This window comes from Rhodococcus sp. p52, from assembly GCF_000763325.2.
GTDB lineage: Bacteria > Actinomycetota > Actinomycetes > Mycobacteriales > Mycobacteriaceae > Rhodococcus > Rhodococcus pyridinivorans.
This window is the reverse complement of record NZ_CP016819.1, coordinates 3,515,875-3,540,377: the sequence shown is the minus strand read 5'-3', so window position 1 is coordinate 3,540,377 and position 24,503 is coordinate 3,515,875. Positions and strand designations below refer to the sequence as shown.

Here is a 24,503-nt window from a genome sequence, read left to right as displayed (position 1 = left end):
GCCGGCAGCGGAGATCCGCGCCCCCTCCGCGGCCGGGTCAGCCGATACGCGGCGGATCCACCTGAACCCGCAGCGGACCGTCCGCGCGACGCGCCGTGCGGGTGGCCTGGGCGTCGCGCAGGGCGCGACCGAGTGCGCGACCGCGCTCGCGTGCGACCCGCACGATCATCCGGTGCACGTCCTCCGGTTCGGGTCCCTCGGATCCGAACGGCAGTCGTTGCCCCGGCGGGAGCGGCACGGGCCCGAGCACCTCGGCTCCATCGGGCAGGTGTGTGGCCTCGAGCAGTTCGGCGACCGCCGCGGACGACCCGTCGATCGCGGCCATGTGGACCGCGGGCGGGAAACCGACCTCGGCTCGTTCGGAGACCTCGGACTGGGCGTGTCCCACGGGATCCCAACGCACGAGCGCCTGCACGGTGGGGATCCCGGAATCGGCGACGACCACGACCTGTCCTCCGTCGGCGAACGACCGTACGAGCGCCGATGCGGTGAGCCAGCGGCGCATCGTCTCCTCGGTGGCGCGCAGATCGGCACGGCCGAGCAGGGCCCACCCGTCCAGGAGCAGCGCCGCCCCGTAACCGCCCTCGGCGACGGGTTCGGCGCCCACGGTGGAGACGACGAGCGACGCCGAACCGGGCACGGTGTGCTTGACGTCGTTGCCGCCGGAGGTCACGACCGGCACGCCCGGAAAGGCGCGGCCCAGTTCTTCGGCGGTGCGGGCCGCCCCGACCACCACGGCCCGCAACGAGCGCGCGCCGCACGCGTGGCAGCGGTGACGCGCATCGGCGACACCGCACCAGCGGCATGCCGGGATCGCGGCACCGTCGGGACCGGCCGCCGTGGGCAGTGCGAGCGGGCCGTTGCAGTGCCGGCAGCGGGCGGGTGCCCGGCACTTTCCGCACGCGAGCGCGGGCACGTATCCGCGCCGCGGTACCTGCACGAGCACCGGGCGGTCGACCGCGAGAGCGGATCGGGCGGCGGCGAACGCGATGGCAGGCAGTCGCGCGGCACGCGCGGCCGGATCCCGTGCGAGTGCGTGGTCGCTGTCGGCGAGGGCCGTGACCTTCGGCGCGCACGCCCGTACGACGTCGCGGGGTGCCACGAGATCGTGTGCCCAGCCGGCCTCGACGAGCGCCTGGGTCTCCGCGGTGCGGGCGTGCCCGGCGATCACGATGGCGGCACCGACCGCGTGGGCGCGCAGAGCAGCCACTTCGCGGGCGTGCGGATACGGGGACCGTGGTTCGCAGTGCAGGTCGTCGCCGTCGTCCCACACCACGAGGAGCCCGAGATCGGGGGTCGGGGCGAAGACGGCGGCCCGGGTCCCGACGACGATGCGCGCGGATCCGCGCAGCGCCGCAAGCCAGCGTCGATACCGTTCGGCCGGTCCGAGGCCGGCGGCGAGGCCGACGACGTGATCGGCCCCGGCGACGTCTGCACACGCCTTCACGAGACGGTCGAGGTCACGCTGGTCGGGAACGACGAGCACGGCCGCCTTCCCCGAGGCGAGGGTCAGTGCGGCGAGTTCGGCGAGCCGTCGGGGCCAATCCTCACCGGGCAGCGCCTGCCAGGACGCGCGCGGGGCGCGGCCGCCGCCGAGCGCTTCGAGGAAGTTCTCGCCGTGCCGGTACCGGCCCCACGCGGCAGGATCGATCTCCGGAACAGGCGGAGGTTCCGGTGGGCGCGACGCCTCGGCTTCGACACGTGCGTGTCGCGGAGGTACCGCCAGACGCAGCACGTCGGCCCGGGTCCCGGCATAGCGGGTCGCGACTTCCTCTGCCAGAGCAGCGATCTCGGGCGTGAGGACCTGCTCGGACGAGACGACGCGGTCGAGTCGGCCGAGCTTGCCGGTGTGATCGCTCGTCGCGGCGCGTGCGAGCAGGAAACCGTCGACGAGACGTCCGGCGAAGCGGACGCGGACGCGGACGCCCGGACGGGCGTCCGCGTCCAGGTCGCGCGGGATCAGGTAGTCGAACTCCCGGTCGAGGTGCGGAACCGGTAGCAGCGGGAGAACCCGCGCAACCGGATCGACCTCGGCGGCGTCGAAATCAGCAGCCACCCGGGCCCGATCGGAATCTACAGACCGGCGGCCGCGCGCAGCTTGTCGGCGCGGTCGGTGTTCTCCCACGGCAGGTCGATGTCGGTACGGCCGAAGTGGCCGTACGCAGCGGTCTGCGCGTAGATCGGGCGCAGCAGGTCGAGGTCACGGATGATCGCTCCCGGGCGCAGGTCGAAGACCTCGCCGATGGCCTGCTGGATGCGGGCCGGGTCGGTCTTCTCGGTGCCGAAGGTCTCGACGAACAGACCCACCGGAGCAGCCTTGCCGATCGCGTAGGCGACCTGCACCTCGATGCGGTCGGCGAGACCGGCGGCGACGGCGGTCTTGGCGACCCAGCGCATCGCGTAGGCGGCCGAACGGTCGACCTTCGACGGATCCTTGCCGGAGAACGCGCCACCACCGTGGCGGGCCATGCCGCCGTAGGTGTCGACGATGATCTTGCGGCCGGTGAGGCCGGCGTCGCCCATCGGGCCGCCGAGGACGAACGATCCGGACGGGTTGACCAGCAGACGCACATCGGCCGTGTCGAGATCGGCCAGGTTCGGGTCGGCGAGTACCGCGTCGACGACGTGGGTGCGCAGATCCGGCGTGAGCAGGTTGTTCAGATCGATGTCGGCGGCGTGCTGCGTCGAGATGACGATCGTGTCGAGCCGGACGGGCTTGTCGCCGTCGTACTCGATGGTGACCTGGGTCTTGCCGTCGGGACGCAGGTACGGCAGAACCCCCGACTTGCGGACCTCGGTGAGCCGGCGCGACAGGCGATGTGCGAGGGAGATCGGCAGCGGCATGAGTTCGGGCGTATCGGAGCAGGCGTAGCCGAACATCAGGCCTTGGTCGCCGGCGCCCTGGCGGGCGACCTCGTCGTCGGTGAGCACACCGCTGCGCGCCTCGTGCGAGACGTCGACGCCGCCGGCGATCTCGGGCGACTGCGCGCCGATCGCGATGTTGACACCGCAGGAGTTGCCGTCGAAGCCCTTCGACGACGAGTCGTAGCCGATCTCGAGCACCCGATCGCGAACGATCTTGGGGATGTCGGCGTATGCCGAGGTGGTGACCTCACCGACCACGTGCACCTGGCCCGTGGTGACGAGGGTTTCCACCGCTACCCGGGCACGAGGATCCTCGGTGAGGAGCGCGTCGAGAACCGAGTCGCTGATCGCGTCACAGATCTTGTCCGGATGCCCTTCGGTCACGGACTCACTGGTGAAAAGACGACCGCCGGTCTTGCTCACGAAACTCCCTCTCGACTGTGCGCCAGGCGCTGGACGGACAAACCGTATGGAGCATGCGCTCCCCGATCGGGTCGGCAGGACCCGATCGCAGTGCCGACGCTACTGCTCCGCAGGCGTCGGCGCGAGTATTGAAATCACCCGATTCTGCTGCGTTCCGCCAGCAGAGGTCCCAGCGCGTCGAGCACGCGGCTGGCCATGAGGGCCTTCGACCCGTGGGCGAGGGCGGTTTCCGAACCGTCCGCGGACAGCAACCAGCCGTTGTTGTCGTCGACCTCGAAGGCCTTACCTTCGCCGACGGCATTGACGACGAGGAGATCGCATCCCTTGCGGGCGAGCTTCTCGCGGGCGTAGGTGAGCACGTCTCCGTGTTCGTCGCCGGTCTCCGCTGCGAACCCGACGATGACCGTCTCGACGGACAGACCGCCTTCGGCACGCGCCCGGACGAGACCGGCGAGGATGTCGTCGTTCTTCGTCAGCGCGATGGAATCGGGTTCGCCCTCGCCTTTCTTGATCTTGCTGGTCGCGAAGGTGAAGGGCCGGAAATCGGCAACGGCCGCGGACATGATGACCGCGTCGGCACCCGAGGCGTGCTTGGCGACGGCGTCCTGCATCTGAGCGGCCGTCTGGACGCGCACGACATCGACCGCGGCCGGGTCGTCGAGACCCGAGACGCTGCCGGCGACGAGCGTGACGTCGGCGCCGCGCTGAGCGGCGAGACGGGCGAGCGCGTAGCCCTGCTTGCCGGACGACCGGTTCCCGAGGAAGCGCACCGGGTCGAGGGGCTCACGGGTACCGCCGGCGGACACGACGATGCGGCGACCGGCGAGGTCGCGGGGCAGCGCGTCGGCCCGCTCGAGCAGCAGCGAGGCCAGATTGAAGATCTCGTCGGGTTCGGGCATGCGCCCGGCACCGGTGTCCTTGCCCGTCAGCCGACCCGAGGCCGGTTCGACGACCACGGCACCGCGGCGACGCAGCGTCGCGACGTTGTCGACGGTCGCGGGATGCTCCCACATCTCGGTGTGCATCGCGGGCACGAACATCACGGGGCACCGCGCGGTGAGCAGGGTGGCCGTGAGGAGGTCGTCGGCGCGACCCGCGACCGCCCGCGCCATGAGGTCGGCGGTGGCCGGAGCGACGACGACGAGGTCGGCCTCCTGGCCGAGCCGGACGTGCTGCACCTGCGGCACCTCGGCGAACACACCGGTCTGCACGGGATTGCCTGAGAGCGCCTCGAAGGTGGCGCGCCCGACGAATTCGAGGGCGGACTCCGTCGGGACGACCCGCACGTGGTGTCCGCTCTCGGTGAAGGCCCGGATCAGTGCGCAGGACTTGTAGGCGGCGATGCCACCGGCGACACCGACGACGATGCGGCGGCGCTGCACGGATCCGGCCTCGCCGCTCGAAGCGGGGTTGCTCACTCGCCTTCGGTGTGCTCGAGCAGATCCGAGTGGATCTCGCGCAGGGCGATCGACAGCGGCTTCTCCTGCAGACCCGGCTCCACGAGGGGGCCGACGTACTCGAGGATGCCGTCGCCGAGTTGGTTGTAGTAGTCGTTGATCTGGCGTGCCCGCTTGGCGGCGTAGATCACCAGCGCGTACTTCGAGGAGGCGCGCTCGAGCAGCTCGTCGATAGGCGGGTTGGTGATACCCGTGGGGGTGTCGTAGACCGGAAGGGTGTTGCCCTCGAGGTCGGTCGCGGCTGCCTGGATGCTGCTCACTCGGTGTTCTCCTGAGATGTCGCGGGATGGGAGGGCGCCGGAACCGGCAGCCGGACGCGCTCGAGGCGCGGACGGATCAGTCGGCTCCGGGTCCAACCAACAAGGATACCAATTCATCGCAAGCCCGGTCGACATCGTCGTTGATGATCACGACATCGAACTCGTCCTGCGCGGCCAGTTCGCTGCGGGCGGTATCGAGCCTGCGAGCGACGACCTCGTCGGTTTCGGTGCCTCGGCCGGTGAGGCGCTCGACGAGCACCTCCCAACTGGGCGGGGCGAGAAACACGAGGACTGCGTCCTGCATCGCTGCACGGACGGCCCGCGCTCCCGCGAGGTCGACCTCCACGAGCACCGGATGCCCCTCGGCGAGTGCGTCGAGCACCGGTTTGGCCGGAGTACCCGATCGCTGCAGGCCGCCATGGATGTCGGCCCATTCGAGCAGTTCACCGGCTTCGATCATCCGGTCGAACTCGGCGCGGCCGACGAAGTGGTAGTCCACCCCGTCCACCTCACCCGGTCGCGGGTCCCGGGTGGTGGCCGAGACACTGAAGTGCAGATCCGGGATCCGGCTCCGCAGAAGGCGTACGACGGTCGACTTACCCACCGCGGAGGGTCCGGCCAGTACCACCAGCCGGCCCCTCCGCGTTGCGGGTGCGCTGTCCGTCACGGGTCGTGCGTCAGCTACCACGTGCTCAGGCGTCGAAATCGAACCTGGCGAGCAGGGCCTTGCGCTGACGGTCGCCGAGGCCGCGCAGACGGCGGGTCGGGGCGATCTCCAGCTCGGTCATGATTTCCTGCGCCTTGACCTTGCCGACCTTCGGCAGGGCCTCGAGCAGCGCCGACACCTTCATCTTGCCGAGGATCTCGTCGTTCTCGGCGTCCTTGAGCACCTGCTTGAGGTCGGTGCCGCCGCGCTTGAGGCGCTCCTTGAGCTCAGCCCGGGCACGACGGGCAGCAGCCGCCTTCTCCAGAGCAGCGGCGCGCTGCTCATCGGTCAGCTGGGGAAGGGCCACGGTTCCTCCGTCTCATCGTTGGCTTTCGAGTCTTCACCGCTGTAACCAGCGGCGATAGCGACCGTACTCACGACCACCGACGAATGCGAACCCACCCCCCGGCGATCCGCTCGAAAATCCGTGCGGTAGTGCACGCCGTTCCCGCAGTGGACCCCACACCCCCCGATCGGCGTCCAGGCATCGCCACGAACTGCCCCAACAGAGAAAAACCCCAGGTCACCGGTAATCTGCTGCGACGGAGGGGGACGCATCGGGTCGGGCGGCTCCCCTACTCACCGGCCCACTGTTCCGGCGCCTCGGCGGGCCGAGAAATTTTTTTCCCATTCCGCGTGTCGCGCCACTCCGAGCGCAGGTCAGAGTGCATACGAGCGGTATGTACGACTCGTGCCCGGACCGCGCGTGGCGATCCGGGCACGAGAGTCGAACGTCTCAGTCCGTCAGGAAGGCGAAGCCGTCCAGCGTGCGGGTGACGGCGGCCCGCAGGTCGGCGACGGACGGGCCGGCCCGCAGCACGTCGCGTGAGACGTTGGGCACGACCGCGCGCAGGTGGTCGCCTGCGAGTCGTCGCACGTCGTCGGCGGTGCCGCCCTGGGCCCCCACTCCGGGCATCAGGATGGGCCCGTGAAGGTCGGACAGGTCCGGCGCCTCGGTGAGGGTCGCACCGACCACCACACCCACGGAGCCGAGCCCTGCGGCCCCGTCCGTGGGGGCAGCGCTGTTGCGAGCAGCGCACTCGTCCACCACGGCCTGCGCGACGGTGCGCCCGTCGTCGAGCCGCGCGCGTTGGAACTGGGCACCTTCGGGATTGGAGGTCGCCGCGAGCACGAACACCCCGCGGCCCGTTCCGGCGGCCAGATCGAGCGCCGGAGCGAGCGAACCGAACCCCAGGTACGGGGAGACGGTCACCGCGTCCGAGCACAGCGGAGAGCCGTCCGACAGCCAGGTGCGCGCATAGGCGTCCATCGTGGAGCCGATGTCGCCGCGCTTGGCGTCCGCGAGGACGAGCACCCCCGCATCCCCCAGGTCGGCGATGGTGCGTTCGAGCACCGCGAGACCGGCGGAGCCGTAGGCCTCGAAGAACGCCACCTGCGGCTTGACGACCGCGACGGTGTCGCCGAAGGCCTCGACGCACAGTTCACTGAACCGGGCCAGGCCGTCGACGTCGTCGCCGAGCCCCCACGCAGTGAGGAGCCCCGGGTGCGGGTCGATGCCCACGCACAGCGGCCCGCGGCGCCCGAGAGCGTCCGCGAGTCGCTGCCCGAAGGGTGTCACGCCTGTTCGGCGGGTACGCCGCGCAACCGCGCGTGCATCCGCTGGATCGAGCTGACTCCGATCTCACCGCGCAGTGCCGCCTCGATACCCTGCACGGCCGCGGAGGCACCCTGCACCGTGGTGACGCACGGGATGTTCGCGGCGACCGCCGCGCTGCGGATCTCGTAGCCGTCCACACGCGGACCGGCGTTGCCCCAGGGGGTGTTGATGACCATGTCCACGTCTCCGGCGCGGATGCGGTCGACGACGTCGAGTGCGCCTTCCGGCTTGTCCTCGCCGGAGACCTTGTGGACCTGCTCGCAGGGAACACCGTTGCGGCGCAGCACTTCTGCCGTTCCCACGGTAGCCATGATGTGGAAGCCCAGGTCGGCGAGGTGCTTGACCGGGAAGATCATCGACCGCTTGTCCTTGTTCGCGAGCGAGACGAAGACCGTGCCCGAGGTCGGCAGGGAGCCGTAGGCGGCGGTCTGGCTCTTCGCGAACGCGGTTCCGAAGTCGTCGTCGAGGCCCATGACCTCACCGGTGGACTTCATCTCCGGGCTGAGCAGGGTGTCGATGCCCGTGCCGTCGGCACGCCGGAACCGGTTGAAGGGCAGCACCGCTTCCTTCACCGCGACCGGTGCGTCGAGCGGGATGTCGCTGCCGTCGCCCTCGGCCGGGAGGATGCCCGCGGCACGCAGCTCGGCGATGGACTCGCCGAGCATCACCCGGGCGCAGGCCTTGGCGAGCTGCACCGCGGTGGCCTTGGAGACGAACGGCACCGTGCGGGAGGCCCGGGGGTTCGCCTCGAGGACGTAGAGGATGTCGTCCTTGAGCGCGTACTGGACGTTGAGCAGGCCCTTGACGCCGATGCCCTTCGCGAGCGCGGCCGTCGAGCGGCGGACGTTCTCGATGTCGGCGCGGCCCAGAGTGATCGGCGGCAGCGCACAGGCCGAGTCGCCGGAGTGGATGCCGGCCTCCTCGATGTGCTCCATGATTCCGCCGATGTACACGTCGGTGCCGTCGCACAGCGCGTCGACATCGATCTCGACGGCGTCGTCGAGGAAGCGGTCGACGAGCACGGGGCGGTCGTCGGAGATCTCGGTGGCGTTGGAGATGTAGGTCTCGAGCGCCTTCTCGTCGTAGACGATCTCCATGCCGCGACCACCGAGCACGTAGGACGGGCGCACCAGCACCGGGTATCCGATGCCGGCGGCGATCTCGCGCGCACCCTCGAAGGTGGTGGCCGTGCCGTACTTCGCGGCCGGCAGGTCGGCCTCGTCGAGCACGCGACCGAACTCGCCGCGGTCCTCCGCGAGGTCGATGGCCTCGGGCGAGGTACCGACGATCGGCACCCCGGCGGCCTTCAGTCGACGCGCCAGGCCGAGCGGGGTCTGGCCGCCCAGCTGGACGATGACGCCGGCGACGGTGCCGGACTCGCACTCGGCGCGGTAGACCTCGAGGACGTCCTCGAAGGTCAGCGGCTCGAAGTACAGGCGATCGGCGGTGTCGTAGTCGGTCGAGACCGTCTCGGGGTTGCAGTTGACCATCACGGTCTCGTAACCGGCCTCCGACAGCGTCAGCGCGGCGTGGACGCACGAGTAGTCGAACTCGATGCCCTGGCCGATGCGGTTCGGGCCGGAACCGAGGATGAGCACCTTGGGCTTGTCGCGCTGCTCGACGACCTCGGTCTCGGCCGCGGGGTCGAGCTCGTAGGTCGAGTAGTGGTACGGCGTCTTCGCCTCGAACTCGGCCGCGCAGGTGTCCACGGTCTTGTAGACCGGGTGGACGCCCAGCTCCTGACGGAGGGCACGGACATCGTCCTCGGAGGCGAACTGTGCCGGGCGCAGCGCCGCGATCTGCCGGTCGGAGAAACCGTGGTGCTTCGCATAGCGCAGCTCGGTGGCACCGAACTGCTCGGCCGTGCGGACGTCCTCGCCCAGCTCGACGATGTACGCGAACTGCTCGAGGAACCACGGGTCGATCTTCGTGGCGTCGAAGAGCTGCTCGACGGTCGCACCGAGCTCGAGCGCCCGGGCGATCCGGTAGAACCGGCCGTCCGTGGGAGTGCGGATCTCTTCGAGGATCTCCTCGAGGGTGCCCTCGATCTCGGGGCCCGTCCAGAAGCCCGCGGACTTCGTCTCGAGCGAGCGCAGCACCTTGCCGAAGGCCTCGGTGAAGTTGCGGCCGATCGACATGGCCTCACCGACCGACTTCATGGTGGTGGTGAGAGTGCCGTCGGCACCGGGGAACTTCTCGAACGCGAACCGCGGGGCCTTGACCACGACGTAGTCGAGGCTCGGTTCGAAGCAGGCCGGGGTCTCCTTGGTGATGTCGTTGACGATCTCGTCGAGCGTGTAGCCGATGGCGAGCTTGGCGGCCATCTTCGCGATCGGGTAGCCGGTGGCCTTCGACGCGAGCGCCGACGACCGCGACACGCGCGGGTTCATCTCGATGACGACGAGCCGGCCGTCGCGCGGATCCATCGCGAACTGGATGTTGCAGCCGCCGGTGTCGACACCGACCTCGCGCAGGATGGCGATCGAGAGGTCGCGCATCTTCTGGTACTCGCGGTCGGTGAGCGTCATCGCGGGGGCGACGGTCACCGAGTCGCCGGTGTGCACACCGACCGGGTCGACGTTCTCGATCGAGCAGACGATGACGACGTTGTCGGCACCGTCGCGCATGAGTTCGAGCTCGTATTCCTTCCAGCCGAGGATGGATTCCTCGATGAGCACGTTCGCGGTGGGCGAGGCCGCGAGACCACCGCCGGCGATGCGCTCAAGGTCGGCGTCGTCGTAGGCCATGCCGGAGCCGAGGCCACCCATCGTGAAGGACGGTCGCACCACGACGGGGAAGCCGAGTTCGGCGACGGTCGCACGGACCTCGTCCATCGTGTAGCAGACGGCCGAGCGAGCGGATTCGCCACCGCACTTGGCGACGATGTCCTTGAACTTCTGCCGGTCCTCGCCGCGCTGGATCGCGTCGAAGTCGGCGCCGATGAGTTCGACGCCGTACTTGTCGAGGATGCCGCGCTCGGACAGCGCGACGGCGGTGTTGAGGGCGGTCTGGCCGCCGAGGGTCGCGAGCACCGCGTCGATCGGGGTGCCGTTGGCCTGCTCGGTCGCGATGACCTTCTCGACGTAGTCGGCGGTGATCGGCTCGATGTAGGTCGCATCGGCGAACTCGGGGTCGGTCATGATCGTGGCCGGGTTCGAGTTGACCAGGGAGACGCGCAGGCCCTCCTCGCGGAGCACCCGGCACGCCTGGGTGCCCGAGTAGTCGAACTCGCAGGCCTGTCCGATGACGATCGGGCCGGACCCGATGACCAGGACGTGGGAGAGGTCGGTACGGCGTGGCATCAGTTCTTCTCTCCCTCGAGCATGCGGGTGAAACGATCGAACAGGTAGGCGGCGTCGTGCGGTCCGGCCGCCGCTTCGGGGTGGTACTGCACGGAGAAGGCACGGCCGTCGAGGAGCTTGACGCCCTCGACCGCACCGTCGTTGGCGCAGGTGTGGCTGACGACTGCGCGACCGAACGGGGTGTCGAACTCCTGGCCGGCCTCGCCTTCGAGCGCGAACCCGTGGTTCTGCGCGGTGATCGCGATGCGACCGGTCTCGTGCTCGACCACCGGGATGTTGATGCCGCGGTGACCGAACTTCATCTTGTAGGTGCCCAGGCCGAGCGCGCGGCCGAGGATCTGGTTGCCGAAGCAGATGCCGAACAGGGGCAGTCCCTGGCCGAGCACCTCCTTGGTCAGGTGCACCGCGCCGTCGGCGGTCGCCGGGTCGCCCGGGCCGTTGGACAGGAAGACGCCGTCGGCCTTCAGGTCGAGGATGTCGTGCAGCGTCGCGGTGGACGGCAGCACGTGCACCCGGATGCCGCGCTGGGCGAACATGCGCGGGGTGTTGGTCTTGATGCCGAGGTCGATGGCCGCGACGGTGAAGCGGGCGTCCCCGTCGGTCGGTTCGACGACGTAACCGGAGGTGGTGCTCACCTCGCCGGCGAGGTCGGCGCCGAGCATCGAGGGCTGGCTCTTCACCCGGTCGAGCAGGACGTCGATGTCGAGGTCGTCACCCTTCCAGGCGAGGGCGTCGCCGGAGAAGATGCCGGCGCGCATCGAACCGCGGGTGCGCAGGTGCCGCACGAGTGCGCGGGTGTCGATACCCGCGAGACCCACGATGTTCTGCCGCTCGAGTTCGTCCTGCAGCGAGCCGGTGGCGCGCCAGCTCGACACGCGACGCGAGGGGTCGCGGACGATGAAGCCGGCCACCCAGATCTTGGACTCGGTGTGGTCGCCGGTGGGGCCGACGGACTCGTTGTCCTCGTGGTTCCAGCCGGTGTTGCCGATCTGCGGGGCCGTGGCCACCACGATCTGCCGGTGGTAGCTGGGGTCGGTGAGGGTCTCCTGGTAGCCGGTCATGCCCGTGCTGAAGACGGCCTCGCCGAGGGTCTGTCCGACCGCACCGAAGGGGATGCCGCGGAAGACCCGTCCGTCCTCGAGGACCAGCACAGCCGTGCCGCCGCCGAATGTTCTGCCGCTCATGCGTTGTCTCCGTTCTTATCGACCGCACCAGAGCCGGCCGCACGGGCTGAGATCTCGCGTGTCGTGATCGTCGTGTTGTTCGTCGTGATCGTCATCGTCGTTGTGATCGTCACCGTCTCAAGATTTTTCGTCCGACCCGTTCGTCCAGAGCGGGTAGATCGACTTGTCGTCACCGCGGAAGCCGGTGTCGACCTCCGTGCCCGAGGGCAGCTGCCAGCGGATGACCAGCACCCCGTCCTTGGACATGACCTTGCCCGCCAGACCGCGTTCGGTGCGGATCGCGCGGATCGAGTCCTGCGGGATCCAGATCGGGGACGCACCGTCGCGTTCGAGCAGGGCACCGGATCGGTATCGGGTCAGTTCCGCGTTGGCGCGGTGGCCGAGATCGCCGACCGCGATGCGGTCCTGCCAGCTCGGCGCGAGCGTGCTGCCGACGTACAGACCGGTGGTCGGTTCGACGAGCCGCTCCCCCAGCTCAGCCGGCACGGTCGGCAGTTCGCCGACCGCGTCCTGCTGACGTCGGGCACGTGCCTTCCAGCCCTTCCACATCAGCAGCACGAGCACGACCCAGAGCGCGAGGAAACCGACGGTGATGAAGAAGCGATCCATGTCGGTTCCTACCTTTCGGTCGAGCGCGGGAACACCGCACCGTCGCGGGCGGTGATCCGTCCGCGCAACACGGTGGTGGTGACCCGGCCCGGCAGGGTCATGTCCTCGTAGGGCGTGTTGTGGGAGATGCTCGCGAGGTCGGGACCGTGCACCGTCCACTCGGTATCCGGGTCGACGAGCACGATGTTCGCGGGTTCGCCTACCTCGAGGGGCCGGCCCTGATCGTCGAGGCCCACGATCTCCGCGGGACGCTCGCTCATGACCTTCGCGACGCCGCGCCAGTCCAGCAGGCCCGGCCGGACCATCGTCTCGATCACGACGGACAACGCCGTCTCGAGCCCGAGCATTCCCGGACGTGCCTGTGAGAACTCGCAGCACTTGTCCTGTTCGGCGTGCGGGGCGTGGTCGGTGGCCACACAGTCGATGGTCCCGTCCGCGAGGCCGCGTCGCAGTGCTTCGACGTCGCTCCGCTCCCGCAGGGGCGGGTTGACCCGGTTGATGCCGTCGTAGCTCTCGAGACGCGAGTCGTCGAGGAGCAGGTGGTGCGGCGTGACTTCGGCGCTGATCGCGATGCCCTGCGAGCGTGCCCACCGGACGAGCTCGACGGTGCCGGCCGTCGACGCGTGGCAGATGTGCACGCGGGCTCCGGCGTCGCGGGCGAGCAGCGCGTCGCGGGCGACGATGGACTCCTCGGCGGCACGGGGCCAGCCGGCCAGGCCGAGCCGCGCCGCGGTCGGTCCTTCGTGCGCGACGGCACCGACGGTCAGCCGCGGCTCCTCGGCGTGCTGGGCGATGAGCACCCCGAGCGAGGCGGAGTACTCGAGCGCTCGACGCATGAGCAGCGGGTCGTAGACGCACTTGCCGTCGTCGGAGAACATCCGCACGCCACCGACACCGGTGGCCATCGTGCCCATCTCGGCGAGCTGCTTGCCCTCGAGTCCGACGGTGACCGCACCCACGGGGTGGACGTCGACAAGCCCGACCTCGCGGCCGCGGCGCCACACGTGGTCGGTGACGACCACCGAGTCGGCGACCGGATCGGTATTGGCCATCGCGAACACCGCGGTGTACCCGCCGCGCGCCGCGGCGGCCGAGCCCGAATCGACGGTCTCGGTGTCCTCGCGGCCCGGTTCGCGCAGATGCGTATGCAGGTCGACGAAGCCCGGGAGCATGATCTGCCCGGTGCCGTCGACGATCTCCGCGTCGTCGCCGGCCTCGAGGTCGGTTCCGACGGCGAGGATCTGCTCGTCGCCGAGCAGCACGTCGACCGGGTCGCCCTCGCCGTAGAGGCGGACGTTGCGGATGAGCACCTGCGGCGTCACCTGTGTGTCTCCTGTTCCTGTGTCTCCCGGGTGGGAAGTGTGGGTCACGACAGGTTCCCTTCCGTCCCCACGAGCAGGCGGAAGAGCACCGCCATCCGCACGTGGACACCGTTGCTCACCTGCTGCAGCACCGCGCTCTGCGGGGCGTCTGCGACGGGGAAACCGATCTCCATGCCGCGGAGCATCGGGCCGGGATGCAGGATCACGGCGTGCTCCGGCAGCAATGCCGCGCGCTTGGCGTTGAGTCCGTATCGAATCGAGTACTCGCGGGCGGACGGGAAGACCCCGCCGTTCATGCGCTCGGCCTGCACCCGCAGCATCATGACCGCGTCGAGGGTGGGAAGTTCGGCTTCGAGCGAATCGGCGACCGTCACCGGCCAGGTCTCCACCCCCACCGGCAGCAGGGTGCGGGGAGCGACGAGTACGACCTCGGCGCCGAGCATGCTCAGCAGCAGCGCGTTCGACCGGGCGACACGGCTGTGCAGCACGTCGCCGACGATGCCGATCCGGCGGCCTTCGAGCGAACCGAGACGCTGGCGCAGGGTGAGCGCGTCGAGCAATGCCTGGGTGGGATGTTCGTGGGTGCCGTCACCGGCGTTGACGACGGCCGGTCCGGAGCCGGATTCGTTGGTCCACTGCGCGATCCGGTGCGCGGCACCGGAGGCGGAGTGACGGACCACCAGCGCGTCGGCGCCGGCGGCGTGCAGGGTCAGCGCGGTGTCGCGCAGCGATTCGCCCTTCTTCACCGACGAACTGGACGCCGAGACGTTGATGACGTCGGCGCTCATCCACTTGCCGGCGACCTCGAAGGACACGCGGGTGCGGGTGGAGTTCTCGTAGAAGACGGTCATGATGGTGCGGCCGCGCAGTGTGGGGAGTTTGCGCACCTCACGCCCGAGCAGTGCCTGCTCGAACCGCTCGGCCTCATCGAGAAGCCCCGTCGCGGAGTCCTTCGTCAGATCCGCGATGGTGAGCAGGTGTTTCACTGGGACTTGCCTCCGGAGATCTCGACGGCGTCGCGCCCGTCGTGTTCGGTCAGCAGTACGCGGACGTCCTCGCTGCGCGCGGTGGGGACGTTCTTGCCGACGTAGTCGGCCCGCAGCGGCAGTTCGCGGTGGCCGCGGTCGACGAGGACCGCAAGTTGCACCGCGCGGGGTCGTCCGAGATCGCGCAGGGCGTCGAGCGCGGCGCGGACGGAGCGTCCCGAGAACAGGACGTCGTCGACGAGGACGACGAGGGTGTTGTCGACGCCGCCCTCGGGCACCGAGGTGCGCTCCAGCGGGCGGTGCGGCTTCGTGCGGAGATCGTCGCGGTAGAGCGTGATGTCGAGCGAGCCGACCGGGACACGCACACCTGCGAATTCCTCGATGCGGTCGGCGAGGCGCTGGGCGAGGGTGATCCCGCGGGTGGGGATGCCCAGGAGCACGAGACGCGGCGCGTCCTCGGGGGTGTCGAGAGCGGTCTTCTCGATGATCTGGTGCGCGATGCGCGAGATCGTCCGGTGGACGTCGGCAGCGGAGAGCAGCTCACGCACCGGCACGCCGGTACCGGAAGACGTAGTGGGGGTAGAAGCTGTGGACCCGTCCTCGGACACGGCCATGCAGCGACCTCCTTCTCCGCCTCACTGGACGGATCGTTAAAGGATGCCTGACAGTTGTCGAGCCTATCAGCGTCGACGTCCGCCCCGGCACCGATGACGGGTGAAGCGCAACACACGCCCGGATGCGTGAGCGGGCCCGGCGGGAAGACTCCCACCGGGCCCGCTCACGGTGCCTCGTGTCGTCGCTCACCCGAGAAGGGTGACGAACTCAGGACTCGTCCGAGCCCTGGTCCTGCGACTCCTGCGCCGGCCGGACGAGGGTGGCAGCGGCTGCTGCACGCACCTGGTCGGCGACAGTGACGATCTGACCGAGCACCCCGTTGACGAAGGCCGGCGAATCGTCGGTGGACAGCTGCTTCGCCAGCTCGACCGCCTCGTCGACGGCCACCACCGGCGGCACGTCGGTCGCGTGGAAGAGCTCCCACACCGCGATGCGCAGGATCGCGCGGTCGACGGCGGGAAGGCGGTCCAGCGTCCATTCGTGCAGGTGATCGGCGATCACCCGGTCGGTCTCGTCGAGGTTGTCGGCGACACCGCGGATGATGGTCTGCGCGTATGCCGGCACCGGCGCGACCTGATCGTCGTCGATCGCGAGTTCGACGCGATCGGCAGCGAGGTCGACGGGGTGCACGTCGCGGGCCTCCGCCTCGAAGAGCAGGTCCACGGCGCGCTTGCGGGCCTTGTGGCGGGCCCCGAGCTTCTTCTGGTTACCGGACACTCAGGAATTCACTCGCCCGAGGTAGCTGCCGTCGCGGGAATCGACTTTGAGCTTGTCGCCGGTGTTGATGAACAGCGGGACCTGGATCTCGGCGCCGGTCTCGAGGGTCGCGGGCTTGGTGCCGCCGGTGGAGCGGTCGCCCTGCAGGCCCGGATCGGTGTGCTGGACGACGAGTTCGACCGTGACCGGGAGCTCGACGAACAGCGGGACGTCCTCGTGCGTGGCGACCTGCACGGGCATGTTCTCGAGGAGGAAGTTGGCGCTGTCGCCGAGCAGCTCGGGCGAGATGGTGATCTGGTCGTAGGTCTCGCCGTCCATGAAGACGTAGTCGGTGCCGTCGTTGTAGAGGTAGGTCATGTCGCGGCGATCGACGGTGGCGGTCTCGACCTTGACACCGGCATTCCAGGTCTTGTCGACGGTCTTGCCCGACGTCACATTCTTGAGCTTCGTGCGCACGAAAGCGGGGCCCTTGCCCGGCTTGACGTGCTGGAACTCGATGATCTGCCAGAGCTGTCCGTCGATTTTCAGAACGAGGCCGTTCTTGAAGTCACTGGTATCAGCCACTTGGTTCGTGTCTCCTAGGGTCGAGGAACCGCCCTCAAACGACGGTCAATGTCTTGTCGGTGAGCGTGAGCAACTCCGGAGTATGCTCCCGCACCACGAGCGTGTCTTCGATCCGCACGCCTCCGCGCCCCGAGAAGTACACACCCGGCTCGACGGTCACCGCCGCACCGGCGACAAGTGTACCGGTCGCCGCGGCGCCGATTCCGGGCGCTTCGTGGATCTCGAGGCCGACTCCGTGGCCGAGCCCGTGCAGGAACAGGTCGGCGTAGCCGGCCTCGGCGATCACGGTGCGCGCGGCGGCGTCCACCGCGGCGCAGTCGACACCGGGCGCGAGCGCTTCGCGTCCGGCCTGCTGCGCGCGCAGGACCAGCTCGTACAGGTCGCGCTGCCAGTCCGCGACACGGCTCAGCACGTAGGTGCGCGTCATGTCGGAGTGGTAGCCGCCGATCTGCGCCCCGAAGTCGAGCTTCACGAAGTGGCCCTCCGCGAGGATCGCGCCGGTCGGGCGATGGTGCGGGATCGCCGAATTGGCGCCGGCGGCGACGATCGTCTCGAAGGAGATGCCGTCGGCGCCGTGCTCGAACATGCGCCATTCGAGGTCGCGGGCGACCTCCTTCTCGGTTCGCCCGGGACGCAGCCCGCCCGCCGCGATCAGGTCCGCCAGTGCGCGATCGGCCGCACCGCACGCCTCGCGCAACAGGCCGATCTCGTGTTCGTCCTTCACGGCCCGCAGTTGTTCGACGAGCCCGGGAGCGGGAACGAAGCGGACGGACACGCCGAGCTCGTCCCACCGCGACCGTTCGTCGACCGTGACGACGTGACTCTCGAATCCCCAATGCGCAGAACCTGTTCCGAACTCGGTGACGAGGTGCGCGGCCGACGACCGGGCGATCACGGCCCGCAGGTCGGGGACCTGCTCCCCCACCTGCGTGACGTAGCGGCCGTCGGTGCAGATGACGGTGCGTGTCTCGTCCTCGTCGTCCTCGGTGGAGACGATCAGCGCCGCGTTGGATCCCGTGAAGCCCGTGAGGTACCGGATACCGGTCAGATCGGTCACCAGCAGCGCATCGAGTTCGCGTTCGGCGAGCAGCGCACGCAGCGCTCGACGGCGGGAGGCGTGGTCGGCAGACATATCGCTCAACCTACCGCGATCACGGCTGTGGGACGGGACACACTGTCGGCTTCGCCACCCGTTACGCTGAGGTACATGAAACCCTGGTTGCTCCGCGGACTCGGGCTCGCCCTGGTCCACGTGGTCGTGCGCGTCCTGCTCGGTGCCGCTCTCATCCAGTGGCCGTTGCAGGGATCGGTACTGCGCTGGCTGGGCTTCGCCGTGGTGGTCGTCGCAGCGTTCGTCTGGGCCGGTCTCGACGGCATCCGCGACCACCGCGCCCATCCCGACGCCGACGAGGGCGACGACCTGACGATGCGCTGGCTCGCCGCCGGTGCGATCACCGGCCTGGTCGGCGGGGTCCTCACCTGGCTCGTCGACACCGTCACCCCGATGCCGGTGGGTGTGACGTCCCTGTTCTTCGAGATCACCTCCGGTGCCGCGTTCACCGTGCTTCTGGTATTCCTGCCGGCGATGGCGGCGGTGACGCTGGGCCGGTTCTTCGCGCGCCGGAACGAGCGCAAAGCCGCCCGCGACGACGACTGGTCGGTCCACCGCGATCACCACGCGCCCGCAGGCGTCGGAGCGGCCGCGGGTTCCGCTCCCGCGAACTCCGCGCAGCAGACCGATCCCGCCTGGCGCAGCGACGACTCGCCCACCGAGGTGTTCCCGAGGGTCGATCCGAAACAGTGAGACCCGAGTAGTGAGACCCACAGCAGTGAGACCACCCGCCGCCGCACATCCGGGGGCGGGTGCTCAGTTTTCCGAGTTGTGACGGTCAGTAGAGGTAGCCGACCCCGAGGAGCCGACCATGACCGACATCACCGAGACGCTCGACCTGACTCCCGCGACCCGCCGGATGGAGCGCATCCTGGCGGGGATCGACGACGCCCAGTTGCCGGGGCCCACACCGTGTTCCGAGACCTCCGTCGGTGCGCTCGTCGACCACGTGCTGGGCCTGTCCCTTGCGTTCACGGCCGCGGCCCGCAAGGACATCGGCCCGTTCACCGACACTCCCCCGCAACTCACGAGCGAACTGCCGCCGGACTGGCGGCGTCTCGTTCCCGACCGGCTCCGCGACCTCCGCGGAGCGTGGAGCGATCGCGCCGCCTGGGAGGGCATGACGCGCGCAGGCGGCCTCGACCTGCCCGCGCCGGTCGCCGGACTCGTCACGCTCGACGAACTCGTCGTGCACGGCTGGGATCTCGCCGTGGCCACGGGACAGCAGTACTCCTGCGAGCCCGACGAGATCGCCGCGTGTATCGCATTCGCGGAGAGCATCACCGACGAGGAACGCGTCGCCGACGGGGGCGGGCTGTTCGGTCCGGCCGTGCGGGTGGGCGACGACGCCCCGCCGCTGGAACGCCTGATCGGACTCACCGGGCGCGACCCATCGTGGAGACCGCCCGCATAGAACCAGGCGGTCGACCAGGCGGCGGTCAGAGCAGTACGGTTCCCGCGTCGGCCTTGCCCTGACGCGCGACCTCGGAGTAGGCCGCCGCGAGCAGGGTCGGGTCGGGTCCCTCGAGCCTGCCGGGCTTCGCGAGCCCGTCGAGGACGACGAACCGGAGCATGCCGGCGCGGTTCTTCTTGTCGGTCTGCATGCCCTTGAGCAGGTCGGCGAAGGCATCGGGATCGTAGGTGGTGGGCAGGCCGACGGATTCGAGGATCGCGCGGTGCCGGTCGGCGGTGGCGTCGTCGAGACGCCCGGCGAGCCGGCCGAGTTCGGCAGCGAAGACCAGGCCCACCGATACGGCGGCGCCGTGCCGCCAGCGGTACCGCTCGCGGCGCTCGATGGCGTGGCCGAGGGTGTGGCCGTAGTTGAGGATCTCGCGCAGGCTCGACTCCTTGAGGTCGGCCGCGACCACCTTCGCCTTGACCTCGACCGATCGACGGATCAGCTCGGGCAGCACCGTCCCGGCGGGATCGAGCGCGGCCTCGGGGGTCTCCTCGATCAGGTCGAGGATCACCGGATCGGCGATGAAGCCGGTCTTGATCACCTCGGCGAGTCCGGCCACGATCTCGTTGCGCGGCACCGTCTCGAGGGTCGCAAGGTCGACGAAGACCGCCGAGGGCTCGTGGAACGAACCGACGAGGTTCTTGCCCGCCTCGGTGTTGATGCCGGTCTTGCCGCCCACCGCGGCGTCGACCATCGCCAACAGCGTGGTGGGGATGTGGTAGACCCGCACGCCGCGCATCCACGTCGCGGCCACGAAGCCTGCGAGGTCGGTGGCGGCACCGCCGCCGAGGCTGATGACGGCGTCCGAACGGGTCAGGCCGATGCGGCCGAGCACCTCCCAGCAGAATCCGGCGACGGCCAGTTCCTTGCCGTCCTCGGCGTCGGGGATCTCGATGCGGTGGGCGTCGATGCCGCTCTCGGCGAGCGCCTCCCGCACGGCCTCGGCCGTCGCGGTGAGCGTCGGCTGGTGGAAGATCGCGACGGTCCGCGTGCCGGACAGTTCTTCGACGACGTCGCCGAGCAGTCCCCGGCCGATGATCACCGGATAGGGCTGGGCGGTCTCGACGTCGATGCGTACCGGTTCGGTCACGGTGTGGGGCTCCGATCCTCGCTGATGGTCTGGCTGGTCGCGGCGTCCGCCGCTTCGAGTTTGGCGAGCACCTGCTGGACGACCCGCCCGGGGCTGCGGCCGTCGGTGCGCACCCGGATGGTCGCCGCCTGGCGGTACAGCGGGCGGCGGCGACGCATGAGGTCGCGGTACTTCTGGGCCGGATCACCGCCGGCCAGCAACGGCCTGGTTCCGGCGGCGCCGACCGCGCCGGTGCGACGCAGTCCTTCCGCCACGCTGATCTCGAGATAGACGACGGTGTGTCCGGCCAGTCGCGCGCGGGTGCGCTCCGAGAGGATCGCTCCCCCGCCCAGGGACACCACACCGTCGTGGGTGTCGAGGGCGCGCGCGACGACCTCCTCCTCGACCTCCCGGAAGGCCGGTTCGCCGTCCTGGGAGAAGATCTCGGGGATGGTCCGGCCGGTCACACGCTCGATCTCGGCGTCGGTGTCGAGCAACGGCAGGTCGAGTGCATTCGCGACCCGACGACCGATCGTCGACTTGCCCGCTCCCGGCGGGCCGATGAGTACCACGCGAGGCGACATGAGATCACCGCGGCGGCCGCGCCGCGATGCCCTTCAGGTAGTGGTCGATGTTGCTCACGGTCTCGGCGAGCGAGTCGCCACCGAACTTCTCGAGGGCGGCCTGCGCGACGACGAGGGCGACCATCGCCTCGGCGACGACCCCCGCCGCGGGCACCGCGCACACGTCGGAACGCTGGTGGATCGCGACGGCCTCGTCGCCGGTGGTCATGTCGACCGTCGACAGGGCGCGCGGCACGGTCGAGATCGGCTTCATCGCCGCCCGCACGCGCAGGGCCTCACCATTGGTCATGCCGCCTTCGATGCCACCGGCACGGTTGCTCGAGCGGAGCACACCGTCGGGACCGGGCTTCATCTCGTCGTGGGCGGCGCTGCCGCGTCGGCGCGCGGTCTCGAAACCGTCGCCGACCTCGACACCCTTGATGGCCTGGATTCCCATGAGGGCCGCGGCCAGTCGCGCGTCGAGGCGATCGGCACCGCTGACGAACGAACCGAGGCCCACGGGCAGCCCGTGCACCACGACCTCGACGATGCCGCCGAGGGTGTCGCCGTCGCGCTTCGCGGCCTCGATCTCGGCGATCATGGATTCCTCGGCGGCCTTGTCGTAGGCGCGCACGGGGCTCGCGTCGATCGCGGCGAGATCGTCGGCACCGGGTTCGGGGCCGACATAGGGATCGGATGCGCCGATGGAGATGACGTGCGAGACGACCTCGGCGCCGAACGCCTGGCGCAGGAAGTTCCGGGCGACGGTGCCGGCCGCCACGCGTGCTGCGGTCTCCCGGGCGCTGGCGCGCTCGAGGACGGGACGCGCGTCGTCGAAGCCGTACTTGAGCATGCCCGCGAAGTCGGCGTGGCCGGGGCGGGGACGGGTCAGCGGCGCGTTGCGCGCCTGGCCTTCGAGTAGTTCGGCATCGACCGGGTCGGCGGCCATGATGGTTTCCCACTTGGGCCATTCGGTGTTGCCGATCTCGATCGCGATCGGGCCGCCCAGGGTGCGTCCGTGCCGGACGCCACCGATCACGGTGACCTTGTCGGCCTCGAACTTCATGCGTGCGCCGCGGCCGTAGCCCAGTCGCCGTCGCGCAAGTTGCTCCGAGATGTCGTTCGACGTCACCTCGACTCCGGCGACCATCCCCTCGAGCATCGCGACGAGGGCGGGACCATGGGATTCTCCAGCAGTTATCCAACGCAGCACAGGTCCATCCTTCCATGTTCGTCCGCCGACTCGACATGCCGCCCCTGGTCAACCCGTCGAGATCGCCGCCAGTGCCGCGGCGGCGCACATCGACGGTCCGTGCGGAAGCACGCGCGGAGCGGCATGCGCTTCCCCGCAGCGGGCCTCCCGGAGTCGCAGAATCAGGGCCGCACCTGCGGTGAGGACGGGTGGGAGCAGTGCACCGAGGAGCACTGCCGAGGGGCCGGCGAGTCCGGTGACGGCACCGAGTCCGAGGGCGAGTTTGACGTCGCCCGCACCCACCGACCGCGGCACCGCGAGGTGGGTGATCAACAACGGTGCCGCGAGCAGAAGTGCACCGGCGAACGCCGCCCGGCCGTGCCCCGTCGCCGCGGCCACGCCGAGGATCGTGCCCGCTCCCCCGAGCGTCAGCACGTTCGGCAGACGCCGCACGAGCAGGTCCACGGTGCTCAGGCACACGCACCACCATCCGAACATCGCTGCTCCGACGACCGCCGCGCCCGTGGTGATCGAGACCGCGACGAGTGCGGCTGCCGCGCATGCCGCCTCGCACGAACCCGGCAGCGGCCGACGACCGGCCGTTCTTCCCGCCACCACGCGCACGATCGCTCCCACGCCCACGCCGAGAACCACCATCGCGAGCTCACCCACCGTCTCCCCTGCCACGACCCGGAGCATCCCCCATCCACACTCGCCGGCAGGGCGTTCGCGCGGTGTCCGGCCCGGTCCTGTGGACAGGCACGTCTCCTGTGGACAAAGCCGCACAGTGCGGCGATCGTCCTGCGAGGATTGCCGGAGTCTGTCGGTTCCGGTCGGAAGGTTCTGGTCGAATGGAGATTTCGTCGCTGCTCGAACACGTGGGCACGGCCATCGACGTCGTCGGAGTCGGCGTCATGGTGATCGGCGCATTGGCGGCGACGTGGATCGCGGCGACCGCGCGGCGGCGCGGACCGGGTTCGGAGATCTACGAGCCGTACCGGCGCAATCTCGGCCGGTCGATCCTGCTCGGCCTCGAATTCCTGGTCGCCGCCGACATCATCAAGACCGTCGCCGTCACGCCGACCTTCACATCGGTGGGTGTGCTGGCGGTCATCGTGCTCATCCGCACCTTCCTGAGCTGGTCGCTGCAGCTGGAGATCGACGGCCGGTGGCCGTGGCAGCGTTCGGTTCCCGACGCCGAGACGACGACCGGCACGACGCCGGCTACCTGAGCGCGTCCCGGACCTCGTCCCGCCGGCGCAGCAGATGCGCGCGCTCGATGGCGTTCTCCGTCCGCGCCGCGGCGGTGGCGTATGTCTCACTCGCCTCGGTGAGCCGGCCGAGGCGGGCGAGCAGGTCGGCCCGGACTGCGTGGAAGACGTGATACCGCTCGAGGTCGAGGTGGTCGACGATCCCGAGAGCCGCTGCGGGGCCCTCCACTTCGGCGAGTGCGACAGCCCGGTGCAGCGCGACGACCGGTGTGGGGTCCGCGGCGAACAGCAGGTCGTAGAGCGCGACGATCTGCGCCCAATCGGTGTCCTCGAAGGTGGGCGCGTCCGCGTGCACTGCGGCGATCGCGGCCTGGATCTGATAGGGCCCAGGCCTGTTCCAGCGCAGGGTGCGCCGCACGAGTGCCTGCCCTTCGGCGATCAGCGCGCGGTCCCACCGCGAGCGGTCCTGGTCTGCGAGCAGGACGAGTTCGCCGCCGGGTCCCGTACGCGCCGAGCGCCGGGATTCACCGAGGAGCATCAGGGCGAGAAGTCCCGTGGTCTCGGGATCGTCGGGAACGAGCCCGGCCAGCACACGCGCCAGCCGCACCGCCTCCGAACACAGGTCCGTGTCGACGAGTTCGGGTCCGGCGCTCGTCGTGTGGCCCTCCGTGTACACGAGATAAAGCACGGAACGCACCGCGTCGAGACGTTCGGGAAACTCGTCCGGGGACGGGATGCGGAACGGGATGCGCGCGTCGCGGACCTTCCCCTTGGCTCGGGAGATCCGTTGCCCCATAGTCGTTTCCGGCACGAGGAAGGCTCGGGCGATCTGCGCGGTGGTCAGCCCGCCGAGCAGCCGCAGTGTCAGCGCGACCCGCGACGCAGGCGCGAGCGCCGGGTGACAACAGGTGAAGATCAGACGGAGGCGATCGTCGGGGATCTCGGGCGGGACGACCGCTCCGGAGTCGAACGCGTCGTCGGATGTCGGGTAGAGCAGGTCCGCCTCGGCGTGCTTGACCGGACGTGCGGCCTCCCGCCGTGCCCTGTCGATCGCCCGGCGACGGGCGGTGGTGATGATCCACCCGGCCGGGCTCGGCGGGATCCCCTCCCCGGGCCACCGTTCGACGGCGATCGAGAAGGCGTCCTGCACCGCGTCCTCGGCGGCGTCGAGGTCGCCGAGGACGCGGGTGAGCACGGCGATCGCCCTGCCGTATTCCTCACGGAAGGCACGTGCGATGTCGGCGGTGGACGGCCCGGTCATCGAGCTTCG

Annotated in this window: 24 protein-coding genes; 3 read left to right on the top strand and 21 right to left on the bottom strand. The window is 69.8% G+C overall.

Annotated features, from left to right (window positions below; translation table 11 throughout):
* Positions 1-37: 37 nt before the first annotated feature.
* From IM25_RS16405 to IM25_RS16330, 16 genes are all read right to left on the bottom strand, one after another.
* Positions 38-2,056, bottom strand: a complete 2,019-nt coding sequence (locus IM25_RS16405; RefSeq protein WP_033096606.1) for a primosomal protein N' — start codon at positions 2,054-2,056, stop codon at positions 38-40.
* A gap of 17 nt (positions 2,057-2,073) precedes the next feature.
* Entirely contained in the window at positions 2,074-3,288 is a 1,215-nt protein-coding gene (metK, locus tag IM25_RS16400) for a methionine adenosyltransferase (protein WP_016691682.1), read from the bottom strand.
* A gap of 134 nt (positions 3,289-3,422) precedes the next feature.
* Positions 3,423-4,706 carry a bifunctional phosphopantothenoylcysteine decarboxylase/phosphopantothenate--cysteine ligase CoaBC gene (coaBC, locus tag IM25_RS16395; RefSeq protein ID WP_033096605.1) on the bottom strand — a complete coding sequence of 428 codons (1,284 nt, stop codon included), beginning with the start codon at positions 4,704-4,706 and terminating at the stop codon, positions 3,423-3,425.
* Complete coding sequence (rpoZ, locus tag IM25_RS16390; protein ID WP_006551452.1) at positions 4,703-5,005, bottom strand: DNA-directed RNA polymerase subunit omega; 303 nt, start codon at positions 5,003-5,005, stop codon at positions 4,703-4,705. The genes coaBC and rpoZ overlap by 4 nt, the downstream gene beginning before the upstream one ends.
* Before the next feature lie 76 nt (positions 5,006-5,081).
* The gene (gmk, locus tag IM25_RS16385) at positions 5,082-5,633 is read right to left on the bottom strand and encodes a guanylate kinase (protein WP_033096604.1); all 552 of its coding nucleotides are present in this window, start codon (positions 5,631-5,633) and stop codon (positions 5,082-5,084) included.
* 64 nt (positions 5,634-5,697) lie between these two features.
* Positions 5,698-6,018: an integration host factor, actinobacterial type gene (gene mihF / locus IM25_RS16380; protein WP_006551450.1), complete on the bottom strand. Its 321-nt coding sequence runs from the start codon at positions 6,016-6,018 to the stop codon at positions 5,698-5,700.
* A 429-nt stretch (positions 6,019-6,447) separates the two neighbouring features.
* On the bottom strand, positions 6,448-7,290 hold the full coding sequence (pyrF, locus tag IM25_RS16375; protein ID WP_033096603.1) for an orotidine-5'-phosphate decarboxylase: 843 nt from the start codon (positions 7,288-7,290) through the stop codon (positions 6,448-6,450).
* Positions 7,287-10,631: a carbamoyl-phosphate synthase large subunit gene (gene carB, locus IM25_RS16370; RefSeq protein ID WP_033096602.1), complete on the bottom strand. Its 3,345-nt coding sequence runs from the start codon at positions 10,629-10,631 to the stop codon at positions 7,287-7,289. Before carB ends, pyrF begins: the two co-directional genes overlap by 4 nt.
* Positions 10,631-11,815: a glutamine-hydrolyzing carbamoyl-phosphate synthase small subunit gene (carA, locus tag IM25_RS16365; protein WP_033096601.1), complete on the bottom strand. Its 1,185-nt coding sequence runs from the start codon at positions 11,813-11,815 to the stop codon at positions 10,631-10,633. Before carA ends, carB begins: the two co-directional genes overlap by 1 nt.
* Positions 11,816-11,932: 117 nt before the next feature.
* On the bottom strand, positions 11,933-12,424 hold the full coding sequence (locus tag IM25_RS16360) for a PH-like domain-containing protein (RefSeq protein WP_033096600.1): 492 nt from the start codon (positions 12,422-12,424) through the stop codon (positions 11,933-11,935).
* 8 nt (positions 12,425-12,432) lie between these two features.
* The gene (locus tag IM25_RS16355) at positions 12,433-13,746 is read right to left on the bottom strand and encodes a dihydroorotase (RefSeq protein ID WP_033096599.1); all 1,314 of its coding nucleotides are present in this window, start codon (positions 13,744-13,746) and stop codon (positions 12,433-12,435) included.
* A gap of 44 nt (positions 13,747-13,790) precedes the next feature.
* On the bottom strand, positions 13,791-14,732 hold the full coding sequence (locus IM25_RS16350) for an aspartate carbamoyltransferase catalytic subunit (RefSeq protein WP_065996174.1): 942 nt from the start codon (positions 14,730-14,732) through the stop codon (positions 13,791-13,793).
* Positions 14,729-15,346: a bifunctional pyr operon transcriptional regulator/uracil phosphoribosyltransferase PyrR gene (gene pyrR, locus IM25_RS16345; RefSeq protein ID WP_033096597.1), complete on the bottom strand. Its 618-nt coding sequence runs from the start codon at positions 15,344-15,346 to the stop codon at positions 14,729-14,731. Before pyrR ends, IM25_RS16350 begins: the two co-directional genes overlap by 4 nt.
* A gap of 208 nt (positions 15,347-15,554) precedes the next feature.
* Positions 15,555-16,064, bottom strand: coding sequence for a transcription antitermination factor NusB (gene nusB, locus IM25_RS16340; RefSeq protein WP_033096596.1), 510 nt, complete (start codon positions 16,062-16,064; stop codon positions 15,555-15,557).
* Entirely contained in the window at positions 16,065-16,628 is a 564-nt protein-coding gene (gene efp, locus IM25_RS16335; RefSeq protein WP_006551441.1) for an elongation factor P, read from the bottom strand.
* A gap of 34 nt (positions 16,629-16,662) precedes the next feature.
* Positions 16,663-17,760 (bottom strand): M24 family metallopeptidase, encoded by a 1,098-nt coding sequence (locus IM25_RS16330; protein ID WP_033096595.1) that lies wholly within the window; start codon positions 17,758-17,760, stop codon positions 16,663-16,665.
* 75 nt (positions 17,761-17,835) lie between these two features.
* Between IM25_RS16330 and IM25_RS16325 the strand changes: the two genes are divergently transcribed.
* Both IM25_RS16325 and IM25_RS16320 read left to right on the top strand, forming a co-directional pair.
* The gene (locus IM25_RS16325; protein ID WP_033096594.1) at positions 17,836-18,432 is read left to right on the top strand and encodes a B-4DMT family transporter; all 597 of its coding nucleotides are present in this window, start codon (positions 17,836-17,838) and stop codon (positions 18,430-18,432) included.
* A 118-nt stretch (positions 18,433-18,550) separates the two neighbouring features.
* A complete protein-coding gene (locus tag IM25_RS16320) occupies positions 18,551-19,153 on the top strand; it encodes a TIGR03086 family metal-binding protein (RefSeq protein ID WP_084295028.1) in 603 nt (200 codons plus the stop codon).
* Positions 19,154-19,178: 25 nt separating this feature from the next.
* Here IM25_RS16320 and aroB read toward each other — a convergent pair whose 3' ends face one another.
* Genes aroB through IM25_RS16300 form a run of 4 tightly spaced genes read right to left on the bottom strand, consistent with a single transcriptional unit; the run spans position 19,179 to position 22,721 of the window.
* Positions 19,179-20,288 (bottom strand): 3-dehydroquinate synthase, encoded by a 1,110-nt coding sequence (aroB, locus tag IM25_RS16315; protein ID WP_065996173.1) that lies wholly within the window; start codon positions 20,286-20,288, stop codon positions 19,179-19,181.
* Positions 20,285-20,851, bottom strand: coding sequence for a shikimate kinase (locus tag IM25_RS16310; RefSeq protein WP_033096592.1), 567 nt, complete (start codon positions 20,849-20,851; stop codon positions 20,285-20,287). Before IM25_RS16310 ends, aroB begins: the two co-directional genes overlap by 4 nt.
* 4 nt (positions 20,852-20,855) lie before the next feature.
* Positions 20,856-22,043, bottom strand: a complete 1,188-nt coding sequence (aroC, locus tag IM25_RS16305) for a chorismate synthase (RefSeq protein WP_026061033.1) — start codon at positions 22,041-22,043, stop codon at positions 20,856-20,858.
* 48 nt (positions 22,044-22,091) lie between these two features.
* Positions 22,092-22,721, bottom strand: coding sequence for a prepilin peptidase (locus tag IM25_RS16300; protein ID WP_033096591.1), 630 nt, complete (start codon positions 22,719-22,721; stop codon positions 22,092-22,094).
* A 152-nt stretch (positions 22,722-22,873) separates the two neighbouring features.
* Here IM25_RS16300 and IM25_RS16295 point away from each other — a divergent pair, with 152 nt between their 5' ends.
* Entirely contained in the window at positions 22,874-23,254 is a 381-nt protein-coding gene (locus IM25_RS16295; protein ID WP_019289268.1) for a DUF1622 domain-containing protein, read from the top strand.
* Here the strand turns inward: IM25_RS16295 and IM25_RS16290 are convergent.
* Positions 23,247-24,494, bottom strand: coding sequence for an RNA polymerase sigma factor (locus IM25_RS16290; RefSeq protein WP_019289267.1), 1,248 nt, complete (start codon positions 24,492-24,494; stop codon positions 23,247-23,249). The genes IM25_RS16295 and IM25_RS16290 overlap by 8 nt on opposite strands.
* Between the last annotated feature and the right edge of the window lie 9 nt (positions 24,495-24,503).

Bases quoted from the DNA above. Each gene is read 5' to 3' on its own strand.
- carB (WP_033096602.1), bottom strand. From the start codon at position 10,631: ATGCCACGCCGTACCGACCTCTCCCACGTCCTGGTCATCGGGTCCGGC.
- carA (WP_033096601.1), bottom strand. From the start codon at position 11,815: ATGAGCGGCAGAACATTCGGCGGCGGCACGGCTGTGCTGGTCCTCGAG.
- IM25_RS16360 (WP_033096600.1), bottom strand. From the start codon at position 12,424: ATGGATCGCTTCTTCATCACCGTCGGTTTCCTCGCGCTCTGGGTCGTG.
- pyrR (WP_033096597.1), bottom strand. From the start codon at position 15,346: ATGGCCGTGTCCGAGGACGGGTCCACAGCTTCTACCCCCACTACGTCT.
- IM25_RS16330 (WP_033096595.1), bottom strand. From the start codon at position 17,760: ATGTCTGCCGACCACGCCTCCCGCCGTCGAGCGCTGCGTGCGCTGCTC.
- IM25_RS16325 (WP_033096594.1), top strand. From the start codon at position 17,836: ATGAAACCCTGGTTGCTCCGCGGACTCGGGCTCGCCCTGGTCCACGTG.
- IM25_RS16320 (WP_084295028.1), top strand. From the start codon at position 18,551: ATGACCGACATCACCGAGACGCTCGACCTGACTCCCGCGACCCGCCGG.
- IM25_RS16310 (WP_033096592.1), bottom strand. From the start codon at position 20,851: ATGTCGCCTCGCGTGGTACTCATCGGCCCGCCGGGAGCGGGCAAGTCG.
- IM25_RS16300 (WP_033096591.1), bottom strand. From the start codon at position 22,721: ATGCTCCGGGTCGTGGCAGGGGAGACGGTGGGTGAGCTCGCGATGGTG.
- IM25_RS16295 (WP_019289268.1), top strand. From the start codon at position 22,874: ATGGAGATTTCGTCGCTGCTCGAACACGTGGGCACGGCCATCGACGTC.
- IM25_RS16290 (WP_019289267.1), bottom strand. From the start codon at position 24,494: ATGACCGGGCCGTCCACCGCCGACATCGCACGTGCCTTCCGTGAGGAA.